This is a genomic window from Hymenobacter duratus, from assembly GCF_014698995.1.
Taxonomy (GTDB): domain Bacteria; phylum Bacteroidota; class Bacteroidia; order Cytophagales; family Hymenobacteraceae; genus Hymenobacter; species Hymenobacter duratus.
Genome location: NZ_JACWZZ010000004.1, coordinates 303358 through 327445, shown reverse-complemented (window position 1 = coordinate 327445; position 24088 = coordinate 303358). Strand labels below are relative to the sequence as shown.

At 57.5% G+C, this 24088-nt stretch carries 25 protein-coding genes; 12 read left to right on the top strand and 13 right to left on the bottom strand.

Annotation, left to right across the window (positions count from 1 at the left end; genetic code table 11):
* Positions 1-27 precede the first annotated feature (27 nt).
* Positions 28-918, bottom strand: coding sequence for a 3-hydroxyacyl-CoA dehydrogenase family protein (locus IC231_RS17510; RefSeq protein ID WP_190785774.1), 891 nt, complete (start codon positions 916-918; stop codon positions 28-30).
* Between the two features lie 355 nt (positions 919-1273).
* Between IC231_RS17510 and IC231_RS17505 the strand changes: the two genes are divergently transcribed.
* Entirely contained in the window at positions 1274-1444 is a 171-nt protein-coding gene (locus tag IC231_RS17505; RefSeq protein ID WP_185886313.1) for a lmo0937 family membrane protein, read from the top strand.
* Positions 1445-1556: 112 nt separating this feature from the next.
* Here the strand turns inward: IC231_RS17505 and IC231_RS17500 are convergent, their stop codons facing one another.
* Positions 1557-2387 carry a hypothetical protein gene (locus IC231_RS17500; RefSeq protein WP_190785773.1) on the bottom strand — a complete coding sequence of 277 codons (831 nt, stop codon included), beginning with the start codon at positions 2385-2387 and terminating at the stop codon, positions 1557-1559.
* 17 nt (positions 2388-2404) lie between these two features.
* Entirely contained in the window at positions 2405-4027 is a 1623-nt protein-coding gene (locus IC231_RS17495; protein WP_190785772.1) for an ABC-F family ATP-binding cassette domain-containing protein, read from the bottom strand.
* A 240-nt stretch (positions 4028-4267) separates the two neighbouring features.
* Here IC231_RS17495 and IC231_RS17490 point away from each other — a divergent pair, with 240 nt between their 5' ends.
* Both IC231_RS17490 and IC231_RS17485 read left to right on the top strand, forming a co-directional pair.
* A complete protein-coding gene (locus IC231_RS17490) occupies positions 4268-4738 on the top strand; it encodes a DUF4199 domain-containing protein (RefSeq protein WP_190785771.1) in 471 nt (156 codons plus the stop codon).
* A 284-nt stretch (positions 4739-5022) separates the two neighbouring features.
* A complete protein-coding gene (locus IC231_RS17485) occupies positions 5023-5424 on the top strand; it encodes a hypothetical protein (RefSeq protein WP_190785770.1) in 402 nt (133 codons plus the stop codon).
* A 126-nt stretch (positions 5425-5550) separates the two neighbouring features.
* On the opposite strand, the gene IC231_RS17480 is transcribed toward IC231_RS17485, so the two are convergent.
* Complete coding sequence (locus IC231_RS17480; RefSeq protein WP_190785769.1) at positions 5551-5946, bottom strand: hypothetical protein; 396 nt, start codon at positions 5944-5946, stop codon at positions 5551-5553.
* Between the two features lie 143 nt (positions 5947-6089).
* On the opposite strand from IC231_RS17480, the gene IC231_RS17475 reads away from it, so the two are divergent.
* Positions 6090-6881, top strand: a complete 792-nt coding sequence (locus tag IC231_RS17475) for a murein L,D-transpeptidase catalytic domain family protein (protein ID WP_190785768.1) — start codon at positions 6090-6092, stop codon at positions 6879-6881.
* Positions 6882-6960: 79 nt separating this feature from the next.
* Here IC231_RS17475 and IC231_RS17470 read toward each other — a convergent pair whose 3' ends face one another.
* Complete coding sequence (locus tag IC231_RS17470; RefSeq protein WP_190785767.1) at positions 6961-7155, bottom strand: hypothetical protein; 195 nt, start codon at positions 7153-7155, stop codon at positions 6961-6963.
* 188 nt (positions 7156-7343) lie between these two features.
* Between IC231_RS17470 and IC231_RS17465 the strand changes: the two genes are divergently transcribed.
* Both IC231_RS17465 and IC231_RS17460 read left to right on the top strand, forming a co-directional pair.
* Positions 7344-8153, top strand: a complete 810-nt coding sequence (locus IC231_RS17465) for a M48 family metallopeptidase (protein WP_190785766.1) — start codon at positions 7344-7346, stop codon at positions 8151-8153.
* 99 nt (positions 8154-8252) lie between these two features.
* Positions 8253-9164, top strand: a complete 912-nt coding sequence (locus IC231_RS17460) for a diacylglycerol/lipid kinase family protein (protein WP_190785765.1) — start codon at positions 8253-8255, stop codon at positions 9162-9164.
* A 4-nt stretch (positions 9165-9168) separates the two neighbouring features.
* Here IC231_RS17460 and IC231_RS17455 read toward each other — a convergent pair whose 3' ends face one another.
* Positions 9169-10410, bottom strand: a complete 1242-nt coding sequence (locus tag IC231_RS17455; RefSeq protein WP_211539162.1) for a metallophosphoesterase — start codon at positions 10408-10410, stop codon at positions 9169-9171.
* Positions 10411-10557: 147 nt separating this feature from the next.
* Positions 10558-11190 carry an LON peptidase substrate-binding domain-containing protein gene (locus tag IC231_RS17450; RefSeq protein WP_190785764.1) on the bottom strand — a complete coding sequence of 211 codons (633 nt, stop codon included), beginning with the start codon at positions 11188-11190 and terminating at the stop codon, positions 10558-10560.
* Between the two features lie 238 nt (positions 11191-11428).
* On the opposite strand from IC231_RS17450, the gene mtgA reads away from it, so the two are divergent.
* Together mtgA and IC231_RS17440 are read left to right on the top strand one after the other, a co-directional pair.
* Positions 11429-12130 (top strand): monofunctional biosynthetic peptidoglycan transglycosylase, encoded by a 702-nt coding sequence (gene mtgA, locus IC231_RS17445; protein WP_317173292.1) that lies wholly within the window; start codon positions 11429-11431, stop codon positions 12128-12130.
* A gap of 143 nt (positions 12131-12273) precedes the next feature.
* Positions 12274-12729 (top strand): YybH family protein, encoded by a 456-nt coding sequence (locus tag IC231_RS17440; protein WP_190785762.1) that lies wholly within the window; start codon positions 12274-12276, stop codon positions 12727-12729.
* Positions 12730-12770: 41 nt separating this feature from the next.
* Here the strand turns inward: IC231_RS17440 and IC231_RS17435 are convergent, their stop codons facing one another.
* Both IC231_RS17435 and IC231_RS17430 read right to left on the bottom strand, forming a co-directional pair.
* Positions 12771-13949 (bottom strand): App1 family protein, encoded by a 1179-nt coding sequence (locus tag IC231_RS17435; RefSeq protein WP_190785761.1) that lies wholly within the window; start codon positions 13947-13949, stop codon positions 12771-12773.
* Positions 13950-14081: 132 nt separating this feature from the next.
* A complete protein-coding gene (locus IC231_RS17430; RefSeq protein WP_190785760.1) occupies positions 14082-14894 on the bottom strand; it encodes a M48 family metalloprotease in 813 nt (270 codons plus the stop codon).
* Positions 14895-15136: 242 nt separating this feature from the next.
* Between IC231_RS17430 and IC231_RS17425 the strand changes: the two genes are divergently transcribed.
* The gene (locus tag IC231_RS17425; RefSeq protein ID WP_190785759.1) at positions 15137-16264 is read left to right on the top strand and encodes a DNA topoisomerase IB; all 1128 of its coding nucleotides are present in this window, start codon (positions 15137-15139) and stop codon (positions 16262-16264) included.
* Positions 16265-16282: 18 nt separating this feature from the next.
* On the opposite strand, the gene IC231_RS17420 is transcribed toward IC231_RS17425, so the two are convergent.
* The gene (locus tag IC231_RS17420) at positions 16283-17872 is read right to left on the bottom strand and encodes a hypothetical protein (protein ID WP_190785758.1); all 1590 of its coding nucleotides are present in this window, start codon (positions 17870-17872) and stop codon (positions 16283-16285) included.
* A 296-nt stretch (positions 17873-18168) separates the two neighbouring features.
* On the opposite strand from IC231_RS17420, the gene IC231_RS17415 reads away from it, so the two are divergent.
* Positions 18169-19665, top strand: a complete 1497-nt coding sequence (locus IC231_RS17415) for a hypothetical protein (protein WP_190785757.1) — start codon at positions 18169-18171, stop codon at positions 19663-19665.
* A 32-nt stretch (positions 19666-19697) separates the two neighbouring features.
* Here IC231_RS17415 and IC231_RS17410 read toward each other — a convergent pair whose 3' ends face one another.
* The 3 genes from IC231_RS17410 to IC231_RS17400 form a co-directional block, all read right to left on the bottom strand.
* Positions 19698-20114: a hypothetical protein gene (locus IC231_RS17410; RefSeq protein ID WP_190785756.1), complete on the bottom strand. Its 417-nt coding sequence runs from the start codon at positions 20112-20114 to the stop codon at positions 19698-19700.
* A gap of 163 nt (positions 20115-20277) precedes the next feature.
* Positions 20278-21795 (bottom strand): exonuclease domain-containing protein, encoded by a 1518-nt coding sequence (locus IC231_RS17405; RefSeq protein WP_190785755.1) that lies wholly within the window; start codon positions 21793-21795, stop codon positions 20278-20280.
* A 144-nt stretch (positions 21796-21939) separates the two neighbouring features.
* Positions 21940-22410, bottom strand: a complete 471-nt coding sequence (locus tag IC231_RS17400) for a ferritin-like domain-containing protein (protein ID WP_190785754.1) — start codon at positions 22408-22410, stop codon at positions 21940-21942.
* 238 nt (positions 22411-22648) lie between these two features.
* Between IC231_RS17400 and IC231_RS17395 the strand changes: the two genes are divergently transcribed.
* On the top strand, positions 22649-23086 hold the full coding sequence (locus tag IC231_RS17395; protein WP_211539160.1) for a sugar 3,4-ketoisomerase: 438 nt from the start codon (positions 22649-22651) through the stop codon (positions 23084-23086).
* Positions 23087-23109: 23 nt separating this feature from the next.
* Complete coding sequence (locus IC231_RS17390) at positions 23110-24063, top strand: GNAT family N-acetyltransferase (RefSeq protein ID WP_190785753.1); 954 nt, start codon at positions 23110-23112, stop codon at positions 24061-24063.
* The last annotated feature ends 25 nt before the right edge of the window (positions 24064-24088 follow it).

Sequence of the window (24088 nt, the reverse complement as noted above, 5' to 3'; positions counted from 1 at the left end):
CGCCGCTTTATGAGCAAGGCAGTAACCCTATTTCAGGAACCGCTCTGCTACCACCAGATCTTTGGTGCCGTGTCCCCAGCTGTAGAACCCTTCGCCGGATTTTACGCCCAGGCGACCGGCCATTACCATGTTCACGAGCAGCGGGCAAGGAGCATACTTGGGGTTGCCCAGGCCGTCTTGCAATACGCGCATAATAGCCAGGCACACATCCAGCCCAATAAAATCGGCAAGCTGCAGCGGCCCCATCGGATGTGCCATACCCAGCTTCATAACCGTATCAATCTCCTCTACGCCTGCTACGCCCTCGTGCAGCGAGATGATAGCCTCGTTGATCATCGGCATCAGGATGCGGTTGGCCACGAAACCCGGGTAGTCGTTCACCTCGGTCGGCGTTTTGCTCAGCTGCCGCGACAGGTCCATGATGCGCGCCGTTACTTCATCCGAAGTAGCATAGCCCCGGATTACTTCCACTAGCTTCATCACCGGTACCGGGTTCATGAAGTGCATGCCAATCACCTTGTCGGCGCGCTTGGTAACCGCCGCAATTTTGGTGATGGAAATAGACGACGTGTTAGAGGCCAGAATAGCATCCTGCGGGGCGTGCAGGTCCAGCTCCCGAAAGATGTTCAGCTTGAGGTCTACGTTTTCGGTGGCCGCTTCCACTACCAACTGCACATTACTCACACCTTCGGCCACGCTGGTATAGGTCTGGATGCGGCCGATGGTAGCGGTTTTGTCCGCTTCGCTGAGGCTGCCTTTGGCTACTTGGCGGTCCAGGTTTTTGGCGATGGTGCCCAGCGCCTTGTCCAGCGCCGGCTGGCTGATATCAATAAGGGCAACCGGAAAACCGTGCTGAGCGAATACATGAGCAATACCATTGCCCATGGTGCCCGAGCCAATAACGGCGACGTTGATCATGCGGTAAAGTGAAGGAAAGGGTGGGAGAAGAGGAACAATGGCCCTGATTGTGGGCGCAGGCAAAGCTACTTCGAAAAACAGATCCGAAAACAGCAGGGGAGCGTATCCGGTGCCGCTGAGCCTATCAGAACAGCAAAGTCCGCAAAAAGTTGGAATTCCCGAAAAGCGGGTTTGTAGCTAATGGGGCGCTTTTTTTGCCTGAATAGCACTGAAAAGCCAAAATTTTTTCCTCCGAATATATCCTTTTGGTACTCCCCGCGTACAAAACCGCAATTCGGCTTCCAAATAGCAGTCTGGCTGCTGTCAGAGCCGAAAACTTTCCATCTCTCTCCACCACCAACTCAATCCTAGCACCATGGGAAATCTATTGTACATCATTGCCGTCATCCTCATCCTCATCTGGGCTTTGGGCTTCTTCGGCGTACTGGGCGCAGGCATGCAGGGCAACAACCTGATCCATATTCTGCTGGTAATTGCCATCATCGCCATTCTGCTGCGTGTAATTCGTGGCGGACGCGTAGTCTAGTGCTACGCAGCCTGCCTGCATAGGGTCTGGCTGAAAAATAAGTCTGAAAAACCTAAAAAGGGCCATCCGGGTATCCGGATGGCCCTTTTTAGGTTTTCACAACAAGACAGTTCTATTTCAGATCGAACAGGAAGCTGAAGCGAATAACCGGCTGCCCGTATGGGGAAAGCGGATAGCCCTGCGCATCATACCCGTTGTTGAAGTTGTAGAGCAATACGATGTCGGCCGCTGCCCGGTCGCTAAGCTGGGAACGGTAGCCGGCGCCGGCCAGCGGGGTGTTCATCGTACGTTTGGTCTTGATGGCTATCAGCTGCTGAGGACCGGTCTGATAAATGTTGTAGCTCTCCGCTTTGGTCACTTCGTATTCGGCGTGCAGAAAGAACTGGTCGAACAGAGTGTACTGCAGAAACCCTTTGATGCCTACACTGTGCAAACCCAGGCTATTGGGCAGGCCCGCCGCCTGGTAGACATCCGGAAACGAGATGTTGTTGTAGGCATAGCTTATGCCGGGGCCCAGCGCCAGCTTATCGGTTACACGGTAGCCGATAGACGGGCTCAGGCTGGCGCTGAACTGGCCGCCATCATACGGATTGCTGCTGTAGCCCAACCCAAAGTTTGAGTACAGAAAATACCGGCGTAGCGGCTTCGGTTGCTCGCTGGCCCGGCTGCCGGTCGGAAAATCGAGCCCCGACGGCTTATCGGTGGACGGCTGCGGTACGGGCATAGGCTCGTAAACCGGCGCTGGGGCTGGCACTGGCACCGGCTGGTTTTGGGGCCGGGAAGCCGGAGTGGCTGGCCGTGGCGCCGTGCCGGGAGGGGCGGTATTCAGCTGTGGCTTTACAGTGGAGGTGCTGTCGGTGCGCTGGGCGTGCGCAGCCGGGGCCAGCGCCAGTCCGCCCAGCGAAAGGGCAGCCACACACAGGAAACGGGAAGAAGCGTTCATACCGGAAGGTAACGCGGTTAGGAGACGAGTTGGTATTTGCGCTGCCGCAACGCCTTGATTTGCTCATCGGCCAGGTATTCCTCGTAGTTCATGCGCCGGTCGATGATGCCGTCGGGCGTGAGTTCAATGATACGGTTGGCAATAGTTTCGATAAACTGTAAGTCGTGCGACACAAACAGCAGCGTGCCCTGGAATTCCTGCAGGCTGTTGTTCAAGGCAGTGATGCTTTCCAGGTCCAAATGGTTGGTTGGGTCGTCCATTACCAGCACATTTCCCGATTCCATCATCATTTTCGAGAGCATGCAGCGCACTTTCTCGCCACCGCTTAGCACGTTGCTTTTCTTCTGCGACTCTTCGCCCGAAAACAGCATACGGCCCAAGAAGCCACGAATAAACGACTCGTCCTTCTCGGTGCTGTACTGGCGCAGCCAGTCCACGAGGTTCAGGTCGGTATCGAAGAACTCGGAGTTTTCTTTAGGGAAGTAGCTCGGCGTGATTGTCGTGCCCCATTTGAAGGAGCCGGTATTGGGCCGGGTTTGCTCGAACAGGATATCGAACAGGAGGGAAGGTGCCCGGTCGTCGCGGCTGATAATGGCCACTTTGTCCTTCTTGTCAAGCGCGAAGCTCACGTTGCGGAATACCACTTGCCCGTCTACGGACTTGCTCAGGTCTTCCACGGTCAGCAGCTGGTTGCCAGCTTCGCGCTCCGGCTTGAACGCAATGTAGGGGTACTTGCGCGACGAAGGTTTGATTTCTTCCAGCGTGAGTTTCTGGAGCAACTTCTGGCGCGAAGTGGCCTGCTTGGACTTGGAGGCGTTGGCCGAGAAGCGGCGCACAAACTCCTCCAGTTCCTTGCGCTTGTCTTCGGTCTTCTTGTTCACGTCCTGGCGCTGGCGCAGGGCCAGCTGGCTGCTTTCGTACCAGAACGAGTAGTTGCCGGGGTACATCGTAATCTTCGAAAAATCGAGGTCGGCCATGTAGTTACACACAGCATCCAGGAAGTGACGGTCGTGGCTCACCACAATCACCGTGTTCTGGAACGAGTCGAGGAAGTTTTCCAGCCAGAGCACGGTTTCGGCGTCGAGGCCGTTGGTTGGTTCGTCGAGCAGCAGCACATCGGGGTTGCCGAACAGGGCCTGCGCCAGCAGCACGCGCACTTTGTCGGAGCCACCCAGGTCACCCATCATGGTCTGGTGCTTGTCTTCACCGATGCCAAGGCCAGAGAGTAGCTCAGCGGCTTCGTATTCGGCGTTCCAGCCTTCCAGGTCTGCAAACTCGCCTTCGAGCTGGGCTGCCCGCTCACCATCAGCATCCGAAAAATCGGGTTTGGCATACAACGCATCCTTCTCCTCCATCACCTTCCACAGGCGCGTGTGGCCCATAATGACGGTCTGGAGCACCGGAAAATGGTCGTAGGCAAACTGGTCCTGGCGCAGTACCGACAGGCGCGAGCCGGCCGGCATCATCACAGAGCCGGTGTTGGCCTCAATGTCGCCGGCCAGAATCTTGAGGAAGGTTGACTTGCCGGCGCCGTTGGCCCCGATGAGGCCATACACGTTGCCGGGCATGAATTTGATGGTAACGTCTTCAAACAACACGCGCTTACCGTAGCGCAGGCTGACGTTGGAGGTGCTAATCATATAGGGAGAAAAGGCGAAAAATTCGAAATACAGAGCCCTGGCCGGAGCGGGCCCGCAAAAATACGCAAAATGCCCCGCGTGCCCGAACGCAAAAAAAACGAGTGATTCTACAACACAACGGTGGTATTCCGGTATAAGAATGAAAAGCGGCTTGAAGGGCCAAGGCTCTGAGCAACAGTGTAGCACGCGCCAGGGTTCCGCCGTTTTGGTTTCCCGTCCACCTTTAACCGGTTCCTTTTTATGAATGATGCTCGCATTTCCCTGGAAGGCAATGGGGTCCGCTACGGTCTGCTGACGGCGCTTGGTATGGTTGTCTACTTCATTGTAGCGGCTCTGCTGGGTCTTGCCGACCGAATCGAGTTCAGCTTCCTGAACTTTGCCATTATGGTAGTAGGTATCTGCCTGTCTATCCATCATTTCAAGCAGTCCCGCAACGACCGGATGCCCTACCTGCAGGGCTTTGGCACGGGCATCGTAACGGCTATTGTGTCGTCATTGGCGTTTGGCTTCTTCTTTATCATTTTCTCCCTGCTACGCCCTGATGTAATGGACCAGATTCACGCCCAGGACTTTTTCGGCTTTGAGCTTTCAGTAACCATTGCTTTTCTGGCCATACTACTGCAGGGCGCCATGGCCGGCGTCATTATTTCCTTGATTGCCATGCAGTACTTCAAAAGCCCCGACCACAAGCCGATTGAGGGAGTAGAGTAAGGGAGACCTGTTTTGCGTGGTTCCGATTTTTTGAAGAATGGCCGTTTCTTAGTAAGAGCGGCCATTTTTTATTGTTCATCGGGCACTTTCCAGATGCGGGAAGGGTTGTCTCAGAATCAGAAATAAAAAAATACACTGAAAAATTGTTGTTGTTATTTTAGCAACATATATTTGTATTAAATATAGTGAAAGTAAAATTTAGTAGAGTATCAATCCTACTTCTGTACTCTTCTCACGTTTCTGACCGTTTGTTTTTCAACCGTTCATTCTTTTAACCACCGAATATGAAATCCGCAGTCTTTACTCTGTTGTTGTTGGTTGGCCTTGCAGGCACTGCCGTGGCGCAGAAGCAGGACCGCCATGCCGAACTTCCCGGCACCGGTGACCCCGCCCCGTCCCGCGTGGAGGAACTCACCCGCCAGATGTGTAATTCGCTTCGTCTCAACGAAGCCCAGTATATCCGTCTGCGCACGGCCAACCAAATCAAGCTGGCTCGTCTGGAGGAAATTACATGGCAGTACAAGGACAACTTGGCTGAGCAGCATGTGAAGCTCAACGAACTGGACGCCCAGTACGAAGCCGAATGCAGCCGGATCCTGACTCCTTCCCAGCTCAGCCTGTTCCATGCAGAGCAGCAGCGGGACTCACCCGCCAAAACAGATCCTTTGGAAGGTGGTATCGGCTGAAAAACCGCTAGCCAGCCTGAAGTATAGAGCAAGGGCACTCCTTATGTGGGAGTGCCCTTGCTTTTTTTGGCTACTTTGGCCTGTTCGGACAACAGGATAAAATAGCAGATTGCTATAAGTTAAGTGCTATTGCCTGGTGGCCGGCTTATTCGTCAGGATTTCCGTAACCGTGCCAAGGGAGCCGAAGCGGAGGCTAAGTTTGTTTGCGGCGGAGCGCTGGTGAGGGAGCTGGCACTGCGGGCCGGGCTCCAGGTAGTAGTTGTATATCTTCTCGGTTTGCTCCGCTAGCTCTTCTTCGTCGGGGCGGCCTAGTAGCAGCTCGACGGTAGATGTGCGGGTGCCGTAAAGCTGCTCCTTGCCCTGCAACAACGCTTTTAGCTGAGTACGCCGTACGCCCTTACACCCGTATGAGTCACTGCGCCAGATTGTGGCGTCGAAGCCGGGCAGCTCTGGCGGAGCACTGCTGCAGGAGGCAAACAGGAGCGTTGCGGGCAGTAGCGAATAAGACCAGCGAAAGAACATAGGCGTGGGTGAGGGAACTCACTATCTGTGAAATGCGGTTGGGCCAAGCAGAATTGGTTGCGCTAAAATACTATTTTTGTATTCCGGGCGTTAAGTCCGGGCCGCCCCACCGTCATTTTCCACCTGCTTCGCCTACTCAGCCGATGACATTTGCACCGACTGCCCTTGCCACCCTGCTTGTAGCTACTGGTTTGCTTTCCTCCTCACCTGTAGCCGGCTCACGTGCTGCTGCTCCGGCTGCCGTGGCTCCGGCCAGCATAGTGCGGGCCCAGCAACTGGCCGCTTTCGATCAGTATGTGTTGACGAGCTACACCGGAGCGCATCTGACGTCGTACGGTATGTCGCCTGCGGTGTACCGGGAAGCGCTGCTGGGGTACTATACGCTTACCAAGAAAGGGGCGGCAGCGGCTGGCCGCCAGGTACTCACTATTATCGACTATGCTCGCCCCAGCAGCCAGAAACGCATGTGGGTGATAGATCTGCGGCGCCAGAAAGTGCTGTTTCATACGTTGGTAGCCCATGGCAAAAACACTGGCAACGATGTCGCCCAGACGTTTTCGAACGTGGAAGGCTCTGAAATGAGCAGCCTGGGATTCTACGTGACGGGCCAGCCATACCAAGGCAAGCATGGCCTCTCGCTGAAGCTGCACGGCCAGGATGCCCGCTACAATACCAACGCCGCTACCCGCGCCGTGGTGGTACATGGGGCTGACTATGTAAGTGAAAATTTTGTTCGCCAGCACGGGCGGCTGGGGCGCAGCCAGGGCTGCCCGGCACTGCCGGTACAGCAGGCGCCCCAGGTTATTCGCACCATTCAGAACGGGACCGTAATCTATGCCCATGGGCCCAGCAGCGTGAACTTCTCTTCGTCATGGTTGCAACTGGACCCGGCTATCAATGCATTTGCCCAGCTGCGCGGGCTGCAGGGAAGCTAGTCAGACTACCTTCCGCCCCCAACAAAAAGGCCTCCCGATATAGTATCGGGAGGCCTTTTTACTGCATGAAACAGTCGGGCTACGCTCGGTCACCGGTGGCTTTCACCAGATTGATGCCGGCAAAGAAGAAAATGAGACCTACTGCAAACGGTACGAGAGAGTTGAGCTTGCCCAAGGCAACCCCGCCTACCTGCATGAAGCCTAAAGCTCCGTAGATGATTCCGATAATACCAAGGATGGTGAGAATGGCGCCAAAAGTGCGTTTCTGATTCATGAGAGGGAGGTTGTAAGGTGGTTGAAAGGGAGAGCAGCGCTGAAAGAGCGAATTGAGGACTGATACGGGGAAGCGAGGAATTTGGGTACCTGAACCGGTGGCAACCCTGTTGCGCCCGTAGCGTTACAAGCCCTGAAGCCACGTCAGTGGCGTTTTCATCTCCCGTTCCCTTTTCCACCAACCCAATCATGAGAGGAAATCTTCGCTACATAATAGCCCTGCTGATGGCCGGTATCACGCTGGTCACCTACTACTGCAAACGCTCCGTAAACGAAGTGACGGGCGAAGTGCAGCACGTCGATATGACTGCCGAACAGGAAATAGCCCTGGGTTTGCAGGCGGCCCCCGAAATGGCCCAGCAATACGGCGGCCTGCACCCCGACCGCCAGGCCGGTGCCCGGGTTGAGCAGATTGGGCAGCAGATAATTCGCAGCACCAAAGCGGGCCAGAGCCCTTACAAATTCCAGTTTCATCTGCTGGCCGATGAAAACACGATTAATGCCTTCGCGCTGCCCGGTGGGCAAGTATTTATTACGGCCGGCCTTCTGAAGAACATGAAGACGGAAGGGCAGGTGGCCGGTGTGCTGGCGCACGAAGTGGGCCACGTAGTGGGCCGCCACTCGGCCGAGCAGATTGCCAAGTCGCAGCTTACGCAGGGCCTGAGCGGTGCTGCTGCCATTGGCATGTACGACCCTGACCGGCCTGGTACCGCAGTGGGCTCCGCTGCTGCCGCTATGGTGGGCAAGCTGATGACCCTGCGCTTTGGCCGCGAGGATGAACTGGAGTCGGACCGGCTGGCCGTGCAGTACACTGCCGCCGCCGGCTATGACCCACGCGCCATGATACAGGTGATGCAAGTGCTGGAACAGAGCGGTGGCGGCAGCCGGCAGCCGGAGTTTCTGAGCACCCACCCCAATCCCGGAAATCGTATCGGGGAGCTGGAACGGGCTATTTCGGCAGAGTATCCGCAAGGCGTACCGGCCGGTTTGAAGCCCTAACATTCTAGAAAGCTGAATTGTCGGAAGAGGCCCACCAAATAGTGGGTCTCTTTCGTTTGCAGAAGCTTTACCTTGTCAGTCTTACCACATTTACGCCTTATGGCTGCTTCCGAACCAGCACCGCTACGCCGCCTGCTGTTTGTACTGAATCCGGTTTCCGGCGACATCAACAAAGCAGAGCTGGAGGGCTCCATCGTATCGTATTGCACGGAGCGGGGCCGCACGGCCGCGTTTCACCATACTACCGGCCACCAGGACCTGCGCCACCTGAAAGAACGGCTGCAGCAGCATGCCTACGATGCCGTTTTTGCGGCCGGCGGTGATGGTACCGTGAGCCTGGTAGGAGAAGCGCTGCAGAACACCCAGGTGCCACTGGGTATTCTGCCTCTTGGTTCCGGCAACGGTCTTTCCAAGGACCTGGGCATTCCGCAGGAACTGCCGGGGGCGCTGCGTCTGATCTGGGAGCATGAGCAGCGCACCATGGATACGCTGCAGGTGGGAGGGCACTTTGCCGCGCACCTCGCCGATCTGGGGTTTAATGCGCTGGTTGTGGAGCGTTTTGACAAAGGCGACACGCGTGGGCCAGGAGCGTATGTGCGCATTGCCACCCAGGAATACCTGGGCTACGAACCCGCCACCTATTCCATCGAGACTGACCGGGAAAGCTGGGAAGGGCCGGCGTTTATGCTGACTATTGCCAATGCCAACACGTTCGGCAGTAACGTCATCATCAATCCGGACAGCCGGATTGATGACGGTGAGTTTGAAATCTGCCTGATTGAGCCTTTTCCCGGCGCGGCGGCTCCCGGCATTCTCTACCGCCTCTACACTTCTGACTTCGATGCTTCCTTCTATACCCGCCGGCTGCGCTGCCGCCACGCCCGCATTACGGTGCCCGGCCAAACCGAGGCTCTAATACAGATTGACGGTGAGCCCCGGCGTCTGCCGGTTCCGGTCGAGGTGGAAATCAAACCAAGGAGCTTGCGCGTGCTGGTACCTATTGCACAGTAACAAGCTACCTGACGTCAGCCGGAACCTGCAACACGTTGGCTGTAATGATAGGGGCGGCCACTACGGGGCCAGGGTGCAGGCGCTGCCGGAATACTTCGGCAAGCGGCTGCCCGTCAGCATCAGGTTCGAGAGTGCGCAACCAGGTTTCGCCATTGGTATAGAAATCGAGGCTAAAAAACCCGGTGTGCTCATGCACGAAGGTGGCCTGACCGCCTTTTTGTACGAAGGCGGTTTTGCTGCCGGCACCGCTTACCAAAAAATGGCTGCCACTACGCTCGAAATACTGCAGATTGTGGTCGTGGCCGGCGGCATAGATAAGGTTAGGGTACTCGTGCAATACCCGCAGCAACCGACGGCGCATCTTGCGGTAGCGCGGGTGAGCCATATCTTCAGCAGCGCCTACCAGCTTACGGTAAAGCGGCAGCAACGAGCCTACAAAAGGCAGTGGTACGTAAGCCCTCTTATATACAGTTGTCAGCGGAAATACGTGTTGTTTGGCCGTAAACTTTCCGCCATGTAAGGCATTAGAATACAAGGGGTGGTGCCCTACCACTACCACCCGCTGATGGCGGTTCTCGTTTAGCAGTTTCCGCAGTTTCCGGAACGGCTCTTTGGGGTCATGGGGAGGTCGGGCGCCCTGCTGTACCCACCATTGCGTATTCAGTACAATCAACACCAGGCCTTCTGCCAACTGTATGGATGTAGGTCCGGGTGTGCCGCCGGGTGGCAGATAGAAGGCGGTGGGCAGATGTTCTGCTACATACGCCTCCTGACGCAGCAGGTACTCGTAGCCATCAGGGCGGCCTTTGTTCCAGTCGTGGTTGCCGCTGAGCAATATCACCCGCCCGGAAAAGGTGCCTAAGGCCGCAAGCAAGGTGTTCAGGCGCTTTTCGGCAGCAGCGCGGCCAGTGTGTTCTGGGGCGGGTAAACCGGTTGGGTATACATTGTCGCCGAGCAGGACGATGGTACCCTCGGCCTGCGTTTCCTGTTGCCAATGCGTCAGCAGTTTCAGAATAGCGTCCGTGCCGTCGGTGGCCACAGCGCCCGGGTCGCCAAGCAGGGCAACGCGGTGCAGGAGCGTGGCCGTAGGAGCCGGCTGGTGCAGGAGCCAGTCGTTGCGGGTAGGGGCCACGTAGGGCCGGCGTCGGTAGTGCCGCTCTTGGAAGTAGCGTAGCAGCAGCCACCCGGAAAGCAGCGCCGCCGGAACTGCCAAAAGATACGGAAGCAACAAGTTGAAAGTGTCCACGGCGGTAAGAGGAGAGGTGCAGCCTGCTATACGGGCAAACCGCCCTGCACCGTTCCGCACCGTGCAGGCTGTAGCTGACCCAACTGCAGAGTTGCTTCAAAAGAAGGTCAGCTAATGAGTTGATATGGTAATAACCCTGATACGGAATCAGAAGTTAGGCGGAGTCAGGTTTTTGAAATGGCCATTGAGACGCACCCGCTCTTTCAGCCGCTCGGTTTCCAGCAGAACTGGCAGAATGTGCTCCAGATGTTCCACCACCAGTTCCTGCCGCTCCACCTCGGTTTCGGCCTCCAATAGCTGGTATTCCTGTTCCGTATTGAGCCCCAGGTGGTGCGCAATATCATAGATACGGTAATCAGGTGGCAGCTCCTGCATCAGCCGGCGCAAGCCCAGCACGTCGTATAGCTGTTCCATGTAGGACGTGATGCGCGCCTGCAGCAGGGCATCCTGCGAGTTGTTGTCAGGCAGATCTTCTACCAGGCCTCCGGCGTAGAGTTTGCCAGGCGCCTGCCGGTAAAACTCCTCAATCCGGAACACGCCCACCGCACGGGTACGGATGTCCAGCTCACCGCTGTCGTAGGTTCTCTCAACGCCAATCAATTGCACTTCGGTGCCCAAAGAACTCACGGCTTCGTTGCGGTAGGGCGGAATGCCAAACGTAATGCCCTCACTCAGGCAGTCGTGCACAAGCTGGCGGTAGCGGGGCTCAAAAATGTGCAGATTGAGTTTTTCGCCGGGAAACACGACGAGGTTCAGCGGAAACAGAGCGAGTGTGCGCATATACTCAAATGTGCAGGTTTATAACGTGTTTTCAACAGGGTCCCCGGCGTATAGTTACGGGCAAAAGCGCTGGCAGCAAGTTGGGGGCAGCTTACCGTGAAATGCAGAAAAGAGCAGCTTTTGGCCCCGAAAGCATTACTTTTGCCGGCATCCTATCCAGGCGGATACGGAACTACAACAGACGTTTCTTTCCGGTTTGGTAACTGACTATAAAAAATTGTGGCGGCAGGGCCGGCAAGTGGCCCTGCAGGTTGTAGCGGCTTTGTTTCTGACCTCTGTAGCCTGGGTATTGATTTACCGCTGGGTGTCGCCGCCGGCTACCTGGCTCATGCTGGACCGTCGCGCCCACGCGCCGGTTGGCCTTGGCTACCACGGCATTCAGGAGGATGACCGCCGGATTCGGTACTACTTCAAAAGTCTTGATGAGGTATCGGCACAGGTGCCGCTGGCATTGATTGCGGCCGAAGACCAACGCTTTCTGCTGCACCATGGCTTTGATGGGAATGCGCTGTGGAAGGCGGCGCAGTATAATTTTAGCGGGGGCAAAAAACTGCGTGGTGGGAGTACCATCTCGCAGCAGGTAGCCAAAAACGTATTTCTGTGGCAGGGGCGCAGCTATGTGCGCAAGGCTGCCGAGGCGTATTTTACGGTGCTTATTGAGTTGTTCTGGGACAAGCGCCGCATCATGGAAATGTACCTGAGCGTAGCTGAAATGGGGGACTGCACCTTTGGCGTAGAGGCGGCTTCGCAACGGTATTTCCACAAATCCGCCGCCAAGCTTAATCGCGCTGAAGCAGCGCTGCTGGCGGGCGTATTACCCAACCCGCTGCGTTTTCGGGCCAGCAACCCCGGCCCCCAGGCCCGCGCCAAGCAACAACGCGTGATGCGCAATATGAGCCGGCTGGGCGGAACGGTTTATGTGAAGGAACTGCTGGATTAGCTTTAGATACTTAAGCGGCTTTGTATAGCGTCTCAGGTGCCAAGGCCGTTCTACGACTTACAGGTAGTAGAAACTAGCTTCTGCTGCCTGTAGTAGTTCTCGCTAGCAACTGCCTTGCACCCGAAACCTGTATACTTACCGCTATGAAACCGAAAGTACTCGCCGCTTTTTCGCTGGGGCTACTGCTCTGCGCCTGCTCTTCCGACTACTCCGACTCCCGCGACTCTCCGGCAGAAACACGCCGCGCCATTGCGCAACTGCTCGGCACCCAGACGGCCGCCTGGAACCGTGGAGATGTAGCAGGGTTCATGCAGGGCTACTGGCAGCATGATTCGCTGGTGTTCATCGGCAAACGAGGCCTTACCTACGGCTGGCAACCGACCCTCGACAACTACCGCCGTAGCTACCCCGACGCTGCTGCCATGGGCCAGCTGCGCTTCGAGGGCCTACGCATCATACCCGATGGGCCAAATACCGCGCACGTGGTAGGCCGCTGGCACCTGACGCGGCCAGCCGCCGGCGACCTGCAAGGCCACTACCTGCTGGTGTTGCGCCGCCTGAATGGCCAATGGGTCATCGTTGCCGACCACTCTAGTTAAGCTTGCTAGGCTGTATGCCTGAAAATTCTCTTGGTGCCAGACTACTGCATCACCGGTTCGCCGGTGCCTTCGCCATCCAAGTCCGATTCGGTATCGGCGGCTTCATCCTTTTGCTTCTCCTGCTCCACAGCAGATACTGCTTCCCGGAAGATAAAACCAGCATCAGCCGCGTGCTCAGCGGCCTGTACGGTGTCTTTCACGAGTAGCATTTCTACCTTGTCAGCGCGCAGTTCCTCCGTTACCCGCTCTACTAGGGCAGCCCGCTCAGGAAGGTTCACGTCGCGGATATAGATGGCTAGGATGCGGCCTGGGTGGCGGCGTACCACTTCACGGTAGATATTGGCATCCTCCTGTCCAGAGTCGCCGATGAGCACGAACGGCAGGGTTGGATAGGTGAGAAGCAGATTGTCGATTTCCTTGAGCTTGTGGCCGTGGTGAGCGGTGGCATCACCAGACTTCTTGCCAGCAACCGCCATGTCGCGCAGCAAAAGCGGGCCGGGCGGAATATCGTTGAGGTCCAGGAAGTCTTCTAGCAGGTCGTAGAGATTCCAGGGTGAACTGCTGACGTAGAAGAATGGGTTGTTGCGCTTGCCGTTGCGGCCCAGCTGCAGCTGCCGGTAAAACTCGGCCACCCCCTTGAACGGCAGGCGGGAGCGGGCATTCCGGATCAGTACAGTACGGGCCATGCGCAGCAGGTTGGTAGCCGACGTCTGGATAACCGTGTCATCGAGGTCGGATATGATGCCATACTCAGCATCAGCAGGGGGGATGAGCACCGGCGCGGCGGCGCGCAACTCTTGCGCAGTAAACGGATGTGGCACCTGCTGCAGGAGTACTTCCACCGGATACCACAGAAAATCTACTGGCTCCGGCAGGCTTTGGGGCTCTAGGTTCAGCGTGAAATAGCCTTCCTCATCCGTCACGACCGGATGCTCCGAGCCGTCTGCAGGGCGTACTACCAGTTGTGCGCCTCTGATTTCGTTGCTGTCGAAACGGCGGTACATATTCAGCAGGTTGTGCAGCCGCGAATCGGAAGCGTCGGGTTCCGTAATGCCTTTGTCGGTGAGCAACCGCCCTTTCACATAAAGACGAGTGGGCGTGCCGTAGCTGCGGTAAGGCAATAGCTGCAACGGATGCAGCATGCCCAGCCGGGCACGAGTGCGCGTGAGTAGGTCGTCGGCGCGTTCGGCAAAACTGCCAAGTTTGTTGAGGAGAGACATGGCTGCAAGTACGAAGTAAGTAGCGTAAATGATACCGAGAATGAGGTTTTGAGTGACTAGAAAACACAAAAAAGCCAGCCGTGTATACGGCTGGCTTTTTAGGTGGCTGGCTAAGAGCAAATAAGCCTTAGACTAAATAATCCGCTTCAGCTCCTCAAAACCGGTATTCGAAATAGTACGGTTCTGGCAGTTCAGCTCTGCGGCTTTCGCCTGAATTTCCTGGATGCGGGAAGCAGGAGCTGGGTGGGTGCTGAGGAAGGCCGGACCGTTGCCGCTCTGGTTTTGTGCCTCGGCCTTGATGAAGAAGCCAGCGGCGCCGTCGCAGGCATATTCCGTTTTATTGAGGTAGATGACCGAGTATTGGTCGGCCTCGCTTTCATCGTCGCGGCTGAATTTAAGCTGACCCAAACCGGCAGCAATTTGCACCAGTTGGTTTGGGTTGTCACCTACCAGGATGCTCAGCAACAGGCTGATACCGTATTGCTGCTGCAGCTGCTTGGAAGTATGCCGACGGTCGGCGTGGGCAATTTCATGGCCCAACACGCCTGCCAATTGGTTCTCGTTTTCGAGAAACTTGATCAGACCGGAAAATACGTAGATGTGGCCGCCGGGGGTAGCAAAGGCGTTTTGCACGGCATCATCCTTGATGATCTTAACATCCCAGGGAAACTCGGTGCGGTACTTCACTTCGCCGGAATTGAGCACCTTATTTACTACGCCATCGAGCAGCTGATAAGCACGGGCATTTGTAGAGTTGCGCTCTAGCAGCTGGCCTTTGGCCCGGTAGGTAGAGTCGGTTTGGGCAGCTACCTGTTCGCCAAGTGCTTTGTCGTCCTCCACCGAAAACAGGAGAACCCCGTCGCCATCAGAGGAGCAGGCGGCAGTACCGCCGAGGGTGGCAGCCAGGGAAAGCAGGAGCCAGGGTTTGAGCAAAAGACGGCGCATGAAAATCGGATTTGGGGTGTAGAAAGGGTGGTAGTCTGCGGCAGGCGGAAGAAAAAACGATGCCAGAATCACTGGATCGGGTACGGGAAGTGGCTTTTGGAGGTTGTCTGCGGAACGCATTCTGGGCTAAGGCACCGAAAACCAGTAGGAAAAAAAGCCTTTCGCTCCGCACGCCACCTTTTTCGGGCTGCCACCCGTACACCGGAAGCCGCCATTCCGGCGCTCATACTTTGCTATCTGTCATGTCCGCTTCTGCCACTACCCACGCCCGCCCCAAAACCCGCAAAAAGCACCTGCTTCCTCTGGAGGAAGCGCACGAATTGTACAAGGATCCTGCTCGGCAGGCCGAGCTGGCTGGCTTGCGTTACCAAACCGATACCAAGCCGGGCATCACCCGCAAAGCTACCCGCAACGGTAATTTTGGCTACTACACTGCGCAGGGTGAGAAAATTACGGACGAGAAAGTGCTCAGCCGTATCCAGCGCTTCGTGATTCCGCCAGCCTGGACGGAAGTCTGGATTTCGCCTTCGCCCAACAGCCATTTGCAGGTAACGGGGCGTGACGCTAAAGGCCGTAAGCAATACCTCTACCATGCCGCCTGGGACCAGGCACGCGCCCTCACCAAGTTCAGCCGGTTGCGGGCTTTCGGGGAAAAGCTGGCCGAACTGCGGGCCCAGATGCATAAGGACCTGGCCCGCCCGCAGCTGGACAAGCAAAAGGTGATGGCGCTAGTGCTGACGCTCATGGACAAATCATTCATCCGGGTCGGCAACCGTGAATACGCCGAAAAGAACAAAACCTATGGCCTCACGACTCTGCGCGACAAGCATGTGCAGGTGACAGGAGCCGATGTCCGCTTTGCCTTTGTGGGCAAAAAAGGAGTAGCCCACGACCTGACTCTGCACGACCGAAAGCTGGCCCGGCTGGTGCAGAAGTGCAAGGAAATACCAGGCCAGCACCTGTTCCAGTACTACAGCACTGATGGGCAACGCCAGGAGCTGGAATCGGGTGATGTAAATGAGTACCTGCAGCAGGTTACGGGCATGAAGCTTTCGGCGAAGGACTTTCGGACCTGGGGCGGCACCGTAAAAATGGTGGAATGCCTGGAGCGGGTACTGGACGAAGAGCCGGACTTCCCCAAGCCCAAGACACTGAAGCGGGCCCTAAAAGACGTGGCCCACGACCTGGGCAATACGCCCACAGTCTGCTCCAAATACTACATCCATCCGCAGGTAATGGAGCTATTCAACTCGGATAAGCTCATCGACTACCTGCGCCGCCACGACGCGGACCCCGCCGAAAACGACCTACTCACGCCCACCGAACACATGGTGCTGGACATGCTGGCCGAGTTGGAAAAGGCGAAATAATGAAACGGGGAGGGCCAATTACCTCCCCGAGCCGTCCCGGTCGAAGGCGTGGCTTTCTACGCCTTTGGTCGTGTTGTTCTTTAGCTCCGGAGCAGGTTCAAAGTCGTTGTTGCGCTTGGTGTCGTAGAAACGCGTTTTGCGGCGCAGGCCGGTCACGCGGGACTTATCGCGCACTTTGTCTTCGTCGGGCCCACCGTAGATATGCACGAACGGGCTGCGGCGTACAGAACCACTCAGCTCAAATACATCGTCGCCGTGCAGGCCGTGTAGTGCTATGCTGTGCGTTTCAGCGGGATTGAAGACGCGGCGGTACAGCAGCGAGTCGGGCCGTTTGGCGGAAGGCTCCAGCTCATACACCGACACGACCGTAGCCGTGTCATTGAGCCGTTCAACCACAAACCGCTCGTCAGCATCGGTACCAGCTACCAGCACATCGTGGGCGCGGAGGCGGTAGTAATCGGTGGCCGCTTTGGGTAGAGCTTCGCGACGAGCACGCAAAGCGGCAATCATCGTTGGGCCCTCACGGCGAAATACCTCCCGAGGTAGGCCCTGACGCACGGCCTGCGTAATCACCGAGTCGGTGAGGCGGCGCTGTAGGTCCTGTGCGGTGGCGAGGTAGGTACGGCGGTTCAGTTCGGTCAGGACGTGCGTGTCGATGTAGCGGGAATTGCGGGTGTAGCCCTCTATACTTTCATAGCGCGGCCCAAACGTCCGGAACTTCGCTACCGCCTTGCTCATTAGCCAAGACAGCACACCATCGTCAAACCGGAAAAAAACCTGGTCCCGATCCTGCGGTATGGGTACCCAGCGGGTCTGGCCCTGCGCCTGCGGGTAGGCAGCCCAGGTCCATTGGCCCTCATGCCGGTCCCAATCGCCGAGCCACAAATCCAGCAGGCGGGCCCGTAGAAAAGCGGCTTCATCAACGGTATTTTTCGGCGACTTATACCGTTCAGCCAGGATGTTGTCGCTCTCCTCTAGATCTGTAGCGCCGGGCAGGCGGCCGGCTATGTTTTCCTTGCCTTCCAGCTTTTCTTCCAGTAGCACTACTCGCCCCTGATACCGCTCCGAGGCTGCCCCGAAGCCAGTTTCGTCAGAGCGGACATAATAGGCTTTGGGATTGGTGTGGAGCACACCGGCGGCCTCAGCTAGCCGAGGCACTACAAACGCACCATACGGCTGTCCGGCTGCCGTGGCATCGCGCACTACATTCAGCACAAAGCTATGACGCAGCACTTTCGGCAGGGTGCGGTAGGGGTCTTTGTCGATGGAGCGAAGCGCGTAGCCTCGGCCATCTGCTCCTAGCACTGTCATGCTGATAGTCTGAAATCCACCCCCGATTTTGCCGGCTTTGAGGCCTCCAGGCACAGTGGTAGCCACATCAAGCACGGGCAGCATCACAGGCCGAGCCCAGGCCGCCCGATGGTGCTGGCCCAGCAAAAACCGCCCAATAGGGCCGCGCTGATAGTGCCGGCCGGCTGTCACCCGGGCACTATCGGCACCGGCTGCAAGGGGCGCGGTGTCAGGGCGGGCATCAGGCTGAAAGAAGGTCTGGCGGGCGCAGCCAGCCGTCAGGAACAGGAAAAAGGGGAGGGAGTAGCGAAAAATCATGCGGGGCGGAAAGCGCGGCTGGTATCCTTCAACGCAGATACGATGGACTTGTTAGCTGAACAGGCCAGGGTAACGGAATTCGAGTAGGCATGGCACTTCATACCGGCCGTTGCCAACCCCTACGGCTGTGTTTACGGTATAAGACAGTCCGCCAGCCCGGCGGCAGCTAATTGCTTTGCCGCGTGTCACGTTTTTTGCTACCATCCCGAGGTCTGTGGGCCGGCGGACTTTGTATTGGGTTGTTGTGCCATGCCTGCTCAGCTCCGGCCGCACCGCCCGTGCCGCCCGTGGCCCGTATGCTCACTGATTCCACGGTGCAGATAGCAGCCGGCCCACAGTACCAGCGTTCCGGCCTGCACACGTTCTTCTGGGGCAAGCACTACCGCGACTTGTGGGCTTTGCCCGTAACGGTACCAGTGCTGAATCTGCGCACCGTGGTGCCCGGCGGACTTACTCCGGTGCGGGAAGGCGGCTCATTCCAAACCAAAAACCTGCGCCTTGTAGACCGAAACGGGGTGCAGTACGTGCTACGCTCCGTAGATAAAGACGCAACCAAAGCTCTGCCCGAAGGCCTGCAGGATGGCCCTATTGGGCGGTTGATGAAGGACCAGACCAGCGTCATCAATCCATACGGTGCCTACGTAGTGCCTCGGCTGGCCCGGGCGGCGGGCGTTTACCACACCAATCCGCGCTTGGTATACGTCGGCGACGACCCCGCCCTGGGCGAGTACCGCCAGAGCTTTGCCAATGCGCTGTATCTGTTGGAAGAGCGGCCTGAGGGCGACCAGAGCACCGTGGCCAGCTTCGGCAACTCTTCGCGCGTGGAAAGCTCCCGCAAAGTGTTTACCAACCTGATGGCCAACCCGCAGTTTCGGGTGGATGCGCGGCGCTACCTGCGGGCGCGGCTGTTTGATATGTGGCTCGGCGACTGGAGCCGCCGGGAAGATCAATGGCGCTGGGCCAGCTTTGAGGGGCCAACTGGTGCGGTCCGGTACCATCCTATTCCGCGCGACCGGGACCATGCTTTCTTCAAGTTCAATGATGGACTCTTCACCCACATGATCGGATGGGTGAAGTCCAACTACCAGACCTTCGGCGAAAAAATCCGGCTGTCTGATGTGGAAGGGCTAAACCGCGCCGCCCGGCCCATGGACAAGTCGTTGCTGGTGTACCTGAGCCGCGACGACTTTCGCCAGATTGCCGACTCGCTCCAGCAGCAGCTGCCCGATCCGGTAATTCGGGAGGCGCTGGCCGTGTGGCCCAAAGAAGTATATGCGCTGGCCGGGCAGGAGTTTGAGCGCAAGCTCAGCCAGCGCCGCGACCAGCTGCCGGCCGTTGCCGACAAGTTCTACACGCTGTTGGCCCGCAACATCGAGCTGCCCGGCACCGACCAGCCCGAACGGTTCGTGCTCGATTCGCCTTCCGCACAGCTGGTCCGGGTTCGGGTGTACCAGCTGGGGGCCAGCCGCCCCGACAGCTTAGTGGGCCAGCGTACGTTCAGCGCCACCGAAACCAGTTCGCTCAAACTGTTTGGGCTGGGCGGCAATGATGTATTCGAATTCCGGGCACTGCCTCCCACCAGCATCACGGTTGAACTCTACGATGGCGCCGGGCAGGATGTAGTGCTGGGCCCAACGGCTGCGACCGGGCAGGCCCGTACCCGCAGCACCATATTCGAAAGTGGAGACGGCAACACGGTACTGGTTCCGAAGCCCCTGAAGGTGGAAAAATACCGTCCTGCCGCCACCGAATTTGACGCGGCTGGCTGGCTGTTGCGGCATCGGCTCTACTAAAAAGGCACACGGCAGTCCGCTACCCTGGCAAGCTATGCCTGCAAGGCAAAGGCGGTATTGCGCACCCAGTTCCGGGCTTCTTCCACGGTCTGAAACCACGCGGTGCTGAGAGGGGCCATAGGGCCCGCGCGGTGCATTATCTGGGTTACACCCTGCCGGTTCAGCACGTCCTCCGACTCTACAATGGCCATGTGCGTGATGTTAAGCTCCGCAAACCGCGGAAACCATTCCTCATTCAGCCACACCTGGTCTATGGGGCGGATAACGTGCATGCCGCGTAGGTTACCAATCCAGGCCCGGACGTTGTAGAGGCTGGCCAGGCGCAGCCCTTCCCACATTCCTTCGCGCAACTGTGCGCTGTTGGCAAAATCAAGCCATTCCAGTTCCAGCGCGTGCCCGAATCCATCATGATGAATAAGCAGGTGCGGAGACGTAAAGAGCGTTTTCATAGGCACGAAGACAAACAGAACGGCAGGGGCCGGCAGCCCACATACTTAATATACATTTTTCCTAATGCTAATGATAAGCATGTAGCAAAAACCTTCCGACTTTATAAAAAAAATACCCTGCCGTATGAGCAGGGTACAAACTTTGGCGGCAAGGCATGCCTCCTTATTTGAAAATTTTCACTTTGTCCTTGTGCTTGGTTCGCAGATACTGCCGGATAATCTGCTGCGCATCCTTGTTGTCGTTGTAGCGGGTGATGACGTTCTTGAAATCAGCCAGATTGCGGGCCGAAAACGACTCGGTGTCAACGTAGGCAAAGCCCTGATAACGGCCGTTTTCGACCAAAACTATCGTCTTTTCGTCCTCGCGGCGGCCCTGCCCAATCACCACAAATGAGCCGTGCTCATACGTAAACGACTCAATGGCTTCCTCTACGCGCTGGTTGTACTCTTCGGGCGGCTCCAGCCCTAGGCAGGCACCTTTGCAGCGGTGTACCTGATAGTCGAAACAGGCCCCTGTGGTTTTGTATAAGTCGCAGAGCTTCTGGCACAGATTGAACTTGGAAACCTTGTGAAACAGGAACCCTTTGGCCTTATACTGGTTGCCCAGCGCAATGAGCGGGTGCGACTCCGTATGGTCATCGGCGCGGCCGTAGTAGAGGTGTTTGTAGCCTTGCTCGTCGGTGCGCAGGAAAATACCGGCCGGAAACACGGAGCGCCGCAGCTTCCGATTGTAAAGAGGCTTCAGCCGCTTGATTTCGTGCGACTCGTAGAGCAGCGCCACCAACTCCGAGCCGGTCAGCTCCCAGGTAATGTCGGAGATGGAATTCTTGAATTCTATACTCTTGCGCGACTTGTAGTCAACCGCGAAATGCTGCTGGATACGCTTGTAGATGTTGATGCTCTTGCCCACATAAATCACCTCGCCCTGCTCATTATGGAAATAGTAGACGCCCGCCGTATGCGGCAGCGAAGCAACTTTTTCCGGCGTGATGTTGGGCGGCAGCAAGGCCGTGCGGATGGCTTCCTGCACTGCTTTTATCTTGCGGGCCGAAGGCGCTTTCGTGGCGGCCGTGGCCGGGCTGGCGGTGGCTTGCGGAACCGGGCGGCGGCCGGCCGGAGCGTTGGCATCCACGGCGGCCAGCGTATCGGCCGGCGACAGGCCGGGCTTGGTCAGCGCCTCTTCCTGCTGGCTGATTTTGAGCAGCCGGTCAAACAGAATAGCGGTAGCAGCGGCGTCGCCGGCGGCCCGGTGGCGGCCGTTCAGCGGAATCCCGATGTTCTGGCACAGCTTGCCCAGGCTGTAGCTGGGCTGGCCCGGCATCAGGGAGCGGCTGAGGCGCACGGTGCACAGCGTTTTGCGCGAATAGTTGTAGCCTAAGTCGCCAAACTCCTTTTTCAAAAACGAATAGTCGAAGCGTACGTTGTGGGCCACGAATACGCATCCCTCCGTCATTTCCACCACTTTGCGGGCCACCTCGTGAAACTTGGGTGCGTCGCGCACCATCTCATCGTTGATGCCGGTGAGCTGGGTGATAAAAAATGGAATGGAGCGCCCCGGATTTATCAGCGTATCGTACTGGTCCACCACTTTTTCACCATCATGAATGAAGATGGCTATTTCCGTAATGCGGTCCTGCGTGGGCTGTCCCCCGGTAGTCTCAAGGTCAATGATGGCGTACAAAAGCGGCGCGGTATCAGGTACTAAACAATACTAATGCAATTGGTAACAAAGATACAGCCCGAGAGGTTGCAACGACCTGTTCCGGCACCGCGCCCAAAAAAAAGACCCGCACGGGGCGGGTCTTTTTCAATAGCTGCCAGGAGCTTAGCGGGTCGCCTTCTGCTGGGTAATCCAGTTCTTATCGGACAGGATGGAGCCATGCTGGTGCTCAATGACAGTGCGGGCTTCGGCCGGCAGCTCCTGCGACTTCAGGGCCGTTTCGTACGACTGCAACGCCACTGAATCGCCGTTTTCGCACTCGCCCAGAATAGCCGAATCGTCCTGGCCCGTAATGGCGGATTTAATGTTGATCCAGCCCCGGTGCACAGCCGCGGCGGCATCGGCCAGCGTTGCTTCCACGGTGCTTTCCTGCGCCGGATTGATGCCGAACTGCTGGGCATGCTGCGTGAGGGCGGCGGCAAACTGCGCGCGCTGCTGGCTCATCTGGCTCAGCTTCGATTTCAGATTAGCATCAGAAACCTCCTCAGCGGCTTCCTGGTAGCCTTTGGCGGCTGTCTTATTAATTTCAACCAAGTCGTTGTATGCGCGGGCGGTTTCGCTGGTAATAGCTGCCATGGGGTAGAAGTTTAGGTGGAAAAGAGAAGTTCGGAAGCGGCCCCTTCCGGAAGGGCTGCGCCTGGGAAGTATACTTGGTGGTGGGGTGGGGAGTTGTAGCAGAACGGAATAAAATTCTGGCGTGCCGACGGGTTGCGGCTGGCTGGGTTATCGGGGCCGAAGGTTGGGCGGGTACGTGAGAAACGCTACTTTTGACCGCTCCGCTCAGTAGTTCCGGCGGGGTTGTTTGTTTGCTCCCATGTCCTTAGTGCCTGCCGAAGCCCTGCCAGTACCGTGCCTGATGCCGCTGCCCGTCATCGGGGACGCAGCTTCCGGCTACACCGTGGCGGTTGAGCCGGGGCAGCTGCCCTTTGCCGTTGCGCGCGTCTACTGGACCTATGGTACCCCGGCCGATGTACTTCGGGGGCATCATGCTCATCGCACGCTGGAGCAGCTGTTGGTTGCTGTTAAGGGCCGGCTGGATGTTACCCTCGAAAATTCGGCCGGTGAGCAGCAAAAGTTTACGCTGGAGCGTCCGGATGTAGGCTTGTACCTGCCGGGCCTGTACTGGCGCACCATCCGCTTCCACGAGCAGGCCGTGCTATTATGTCTGGTGTCGCAGCCTTACTCCGAGGCCAGCTACATCCGCGACTATGCGGCTTTTCGGGACCTGGCGAAAGCGCCCGACACGCTATGAGCCGCGTGCCTGCCGTAGCCCGGGTGGAACCGTACGCAAAAGTGCATGAAGCAGCCTGGAATGCGCTGATAGCCGCCTCCGACAATGGGCCGTTTCTGTTTCAGCAGTCCTTTCTCACCTATCACCAGGACCGTTTTCAGGACCAGTCGTGGCTGGTATGGCAGGGGCAGGAGCTATGTGCCGTTTTTGTGGCAGCCACTGCGCATACCACTACAGAGCCCGATGTGCTGATGGCTCACCCCGGGCTGGCCTACGGGGGGCTTGTGACGGTTGCAAAACCCAAATACTCTGAGGTAGCTGCCTGGCTGGAGCTGCTGCGCGCTGCCTGGCAGGCGGCTGGGTTCCGGCAGCTTGTTCTGAAGCCGGTGCCGCGGGTATTCTGCCGCCAGCCTTCCGATGGGCCGTTGTTCTGGCTGCACCAGCAGGGAGCCCGCCTCACTGGCCGCGAGCTGAACTCTGTTATCGACCTGACGCGGCCCTTCCGGATTGGCACCTGGCGGCGGGGCAATCTGCGTAAAGCGCGCCAGCACGGGGTGGTAGTGGCCGCTACGGCAGCTGACTCAGATTATGCCGCCTTCTGGGAAATCCTCACCCGAAATCTGCTCCAGGTGCATGGCCGCCGCCCCGTACATACGCTGGCTGAAATATGCCGCCTGCGCGACCAGAACCCGGACCATATAGAGCTCTGGGTGGCTCGAATAGGAGCAGACGTTGTGGCCGGGGTAGTAGTGTTTCAGGACACGCACCAGGGGTTTGTGCATACGCAGTACATAGCCGGAAACCCTTTCGGCAAGCAAACCGGCGCCGTTGATGCCGTTCTGGCGCATCTGCTTGAGGTGAAGTCAGCGCATTTTCAACGGTTTTCATTCGGCATTTCTACCGTGCACGGAGAGGTAAACCAAGGCCTGCTGAACCAGAAAGAGGGCTTCGGAGCCACGGCCGAAACCACGGACACTTACACCCTCAACTTACTATAAACAAGCAGCGCCCGGCGGTTGGCCG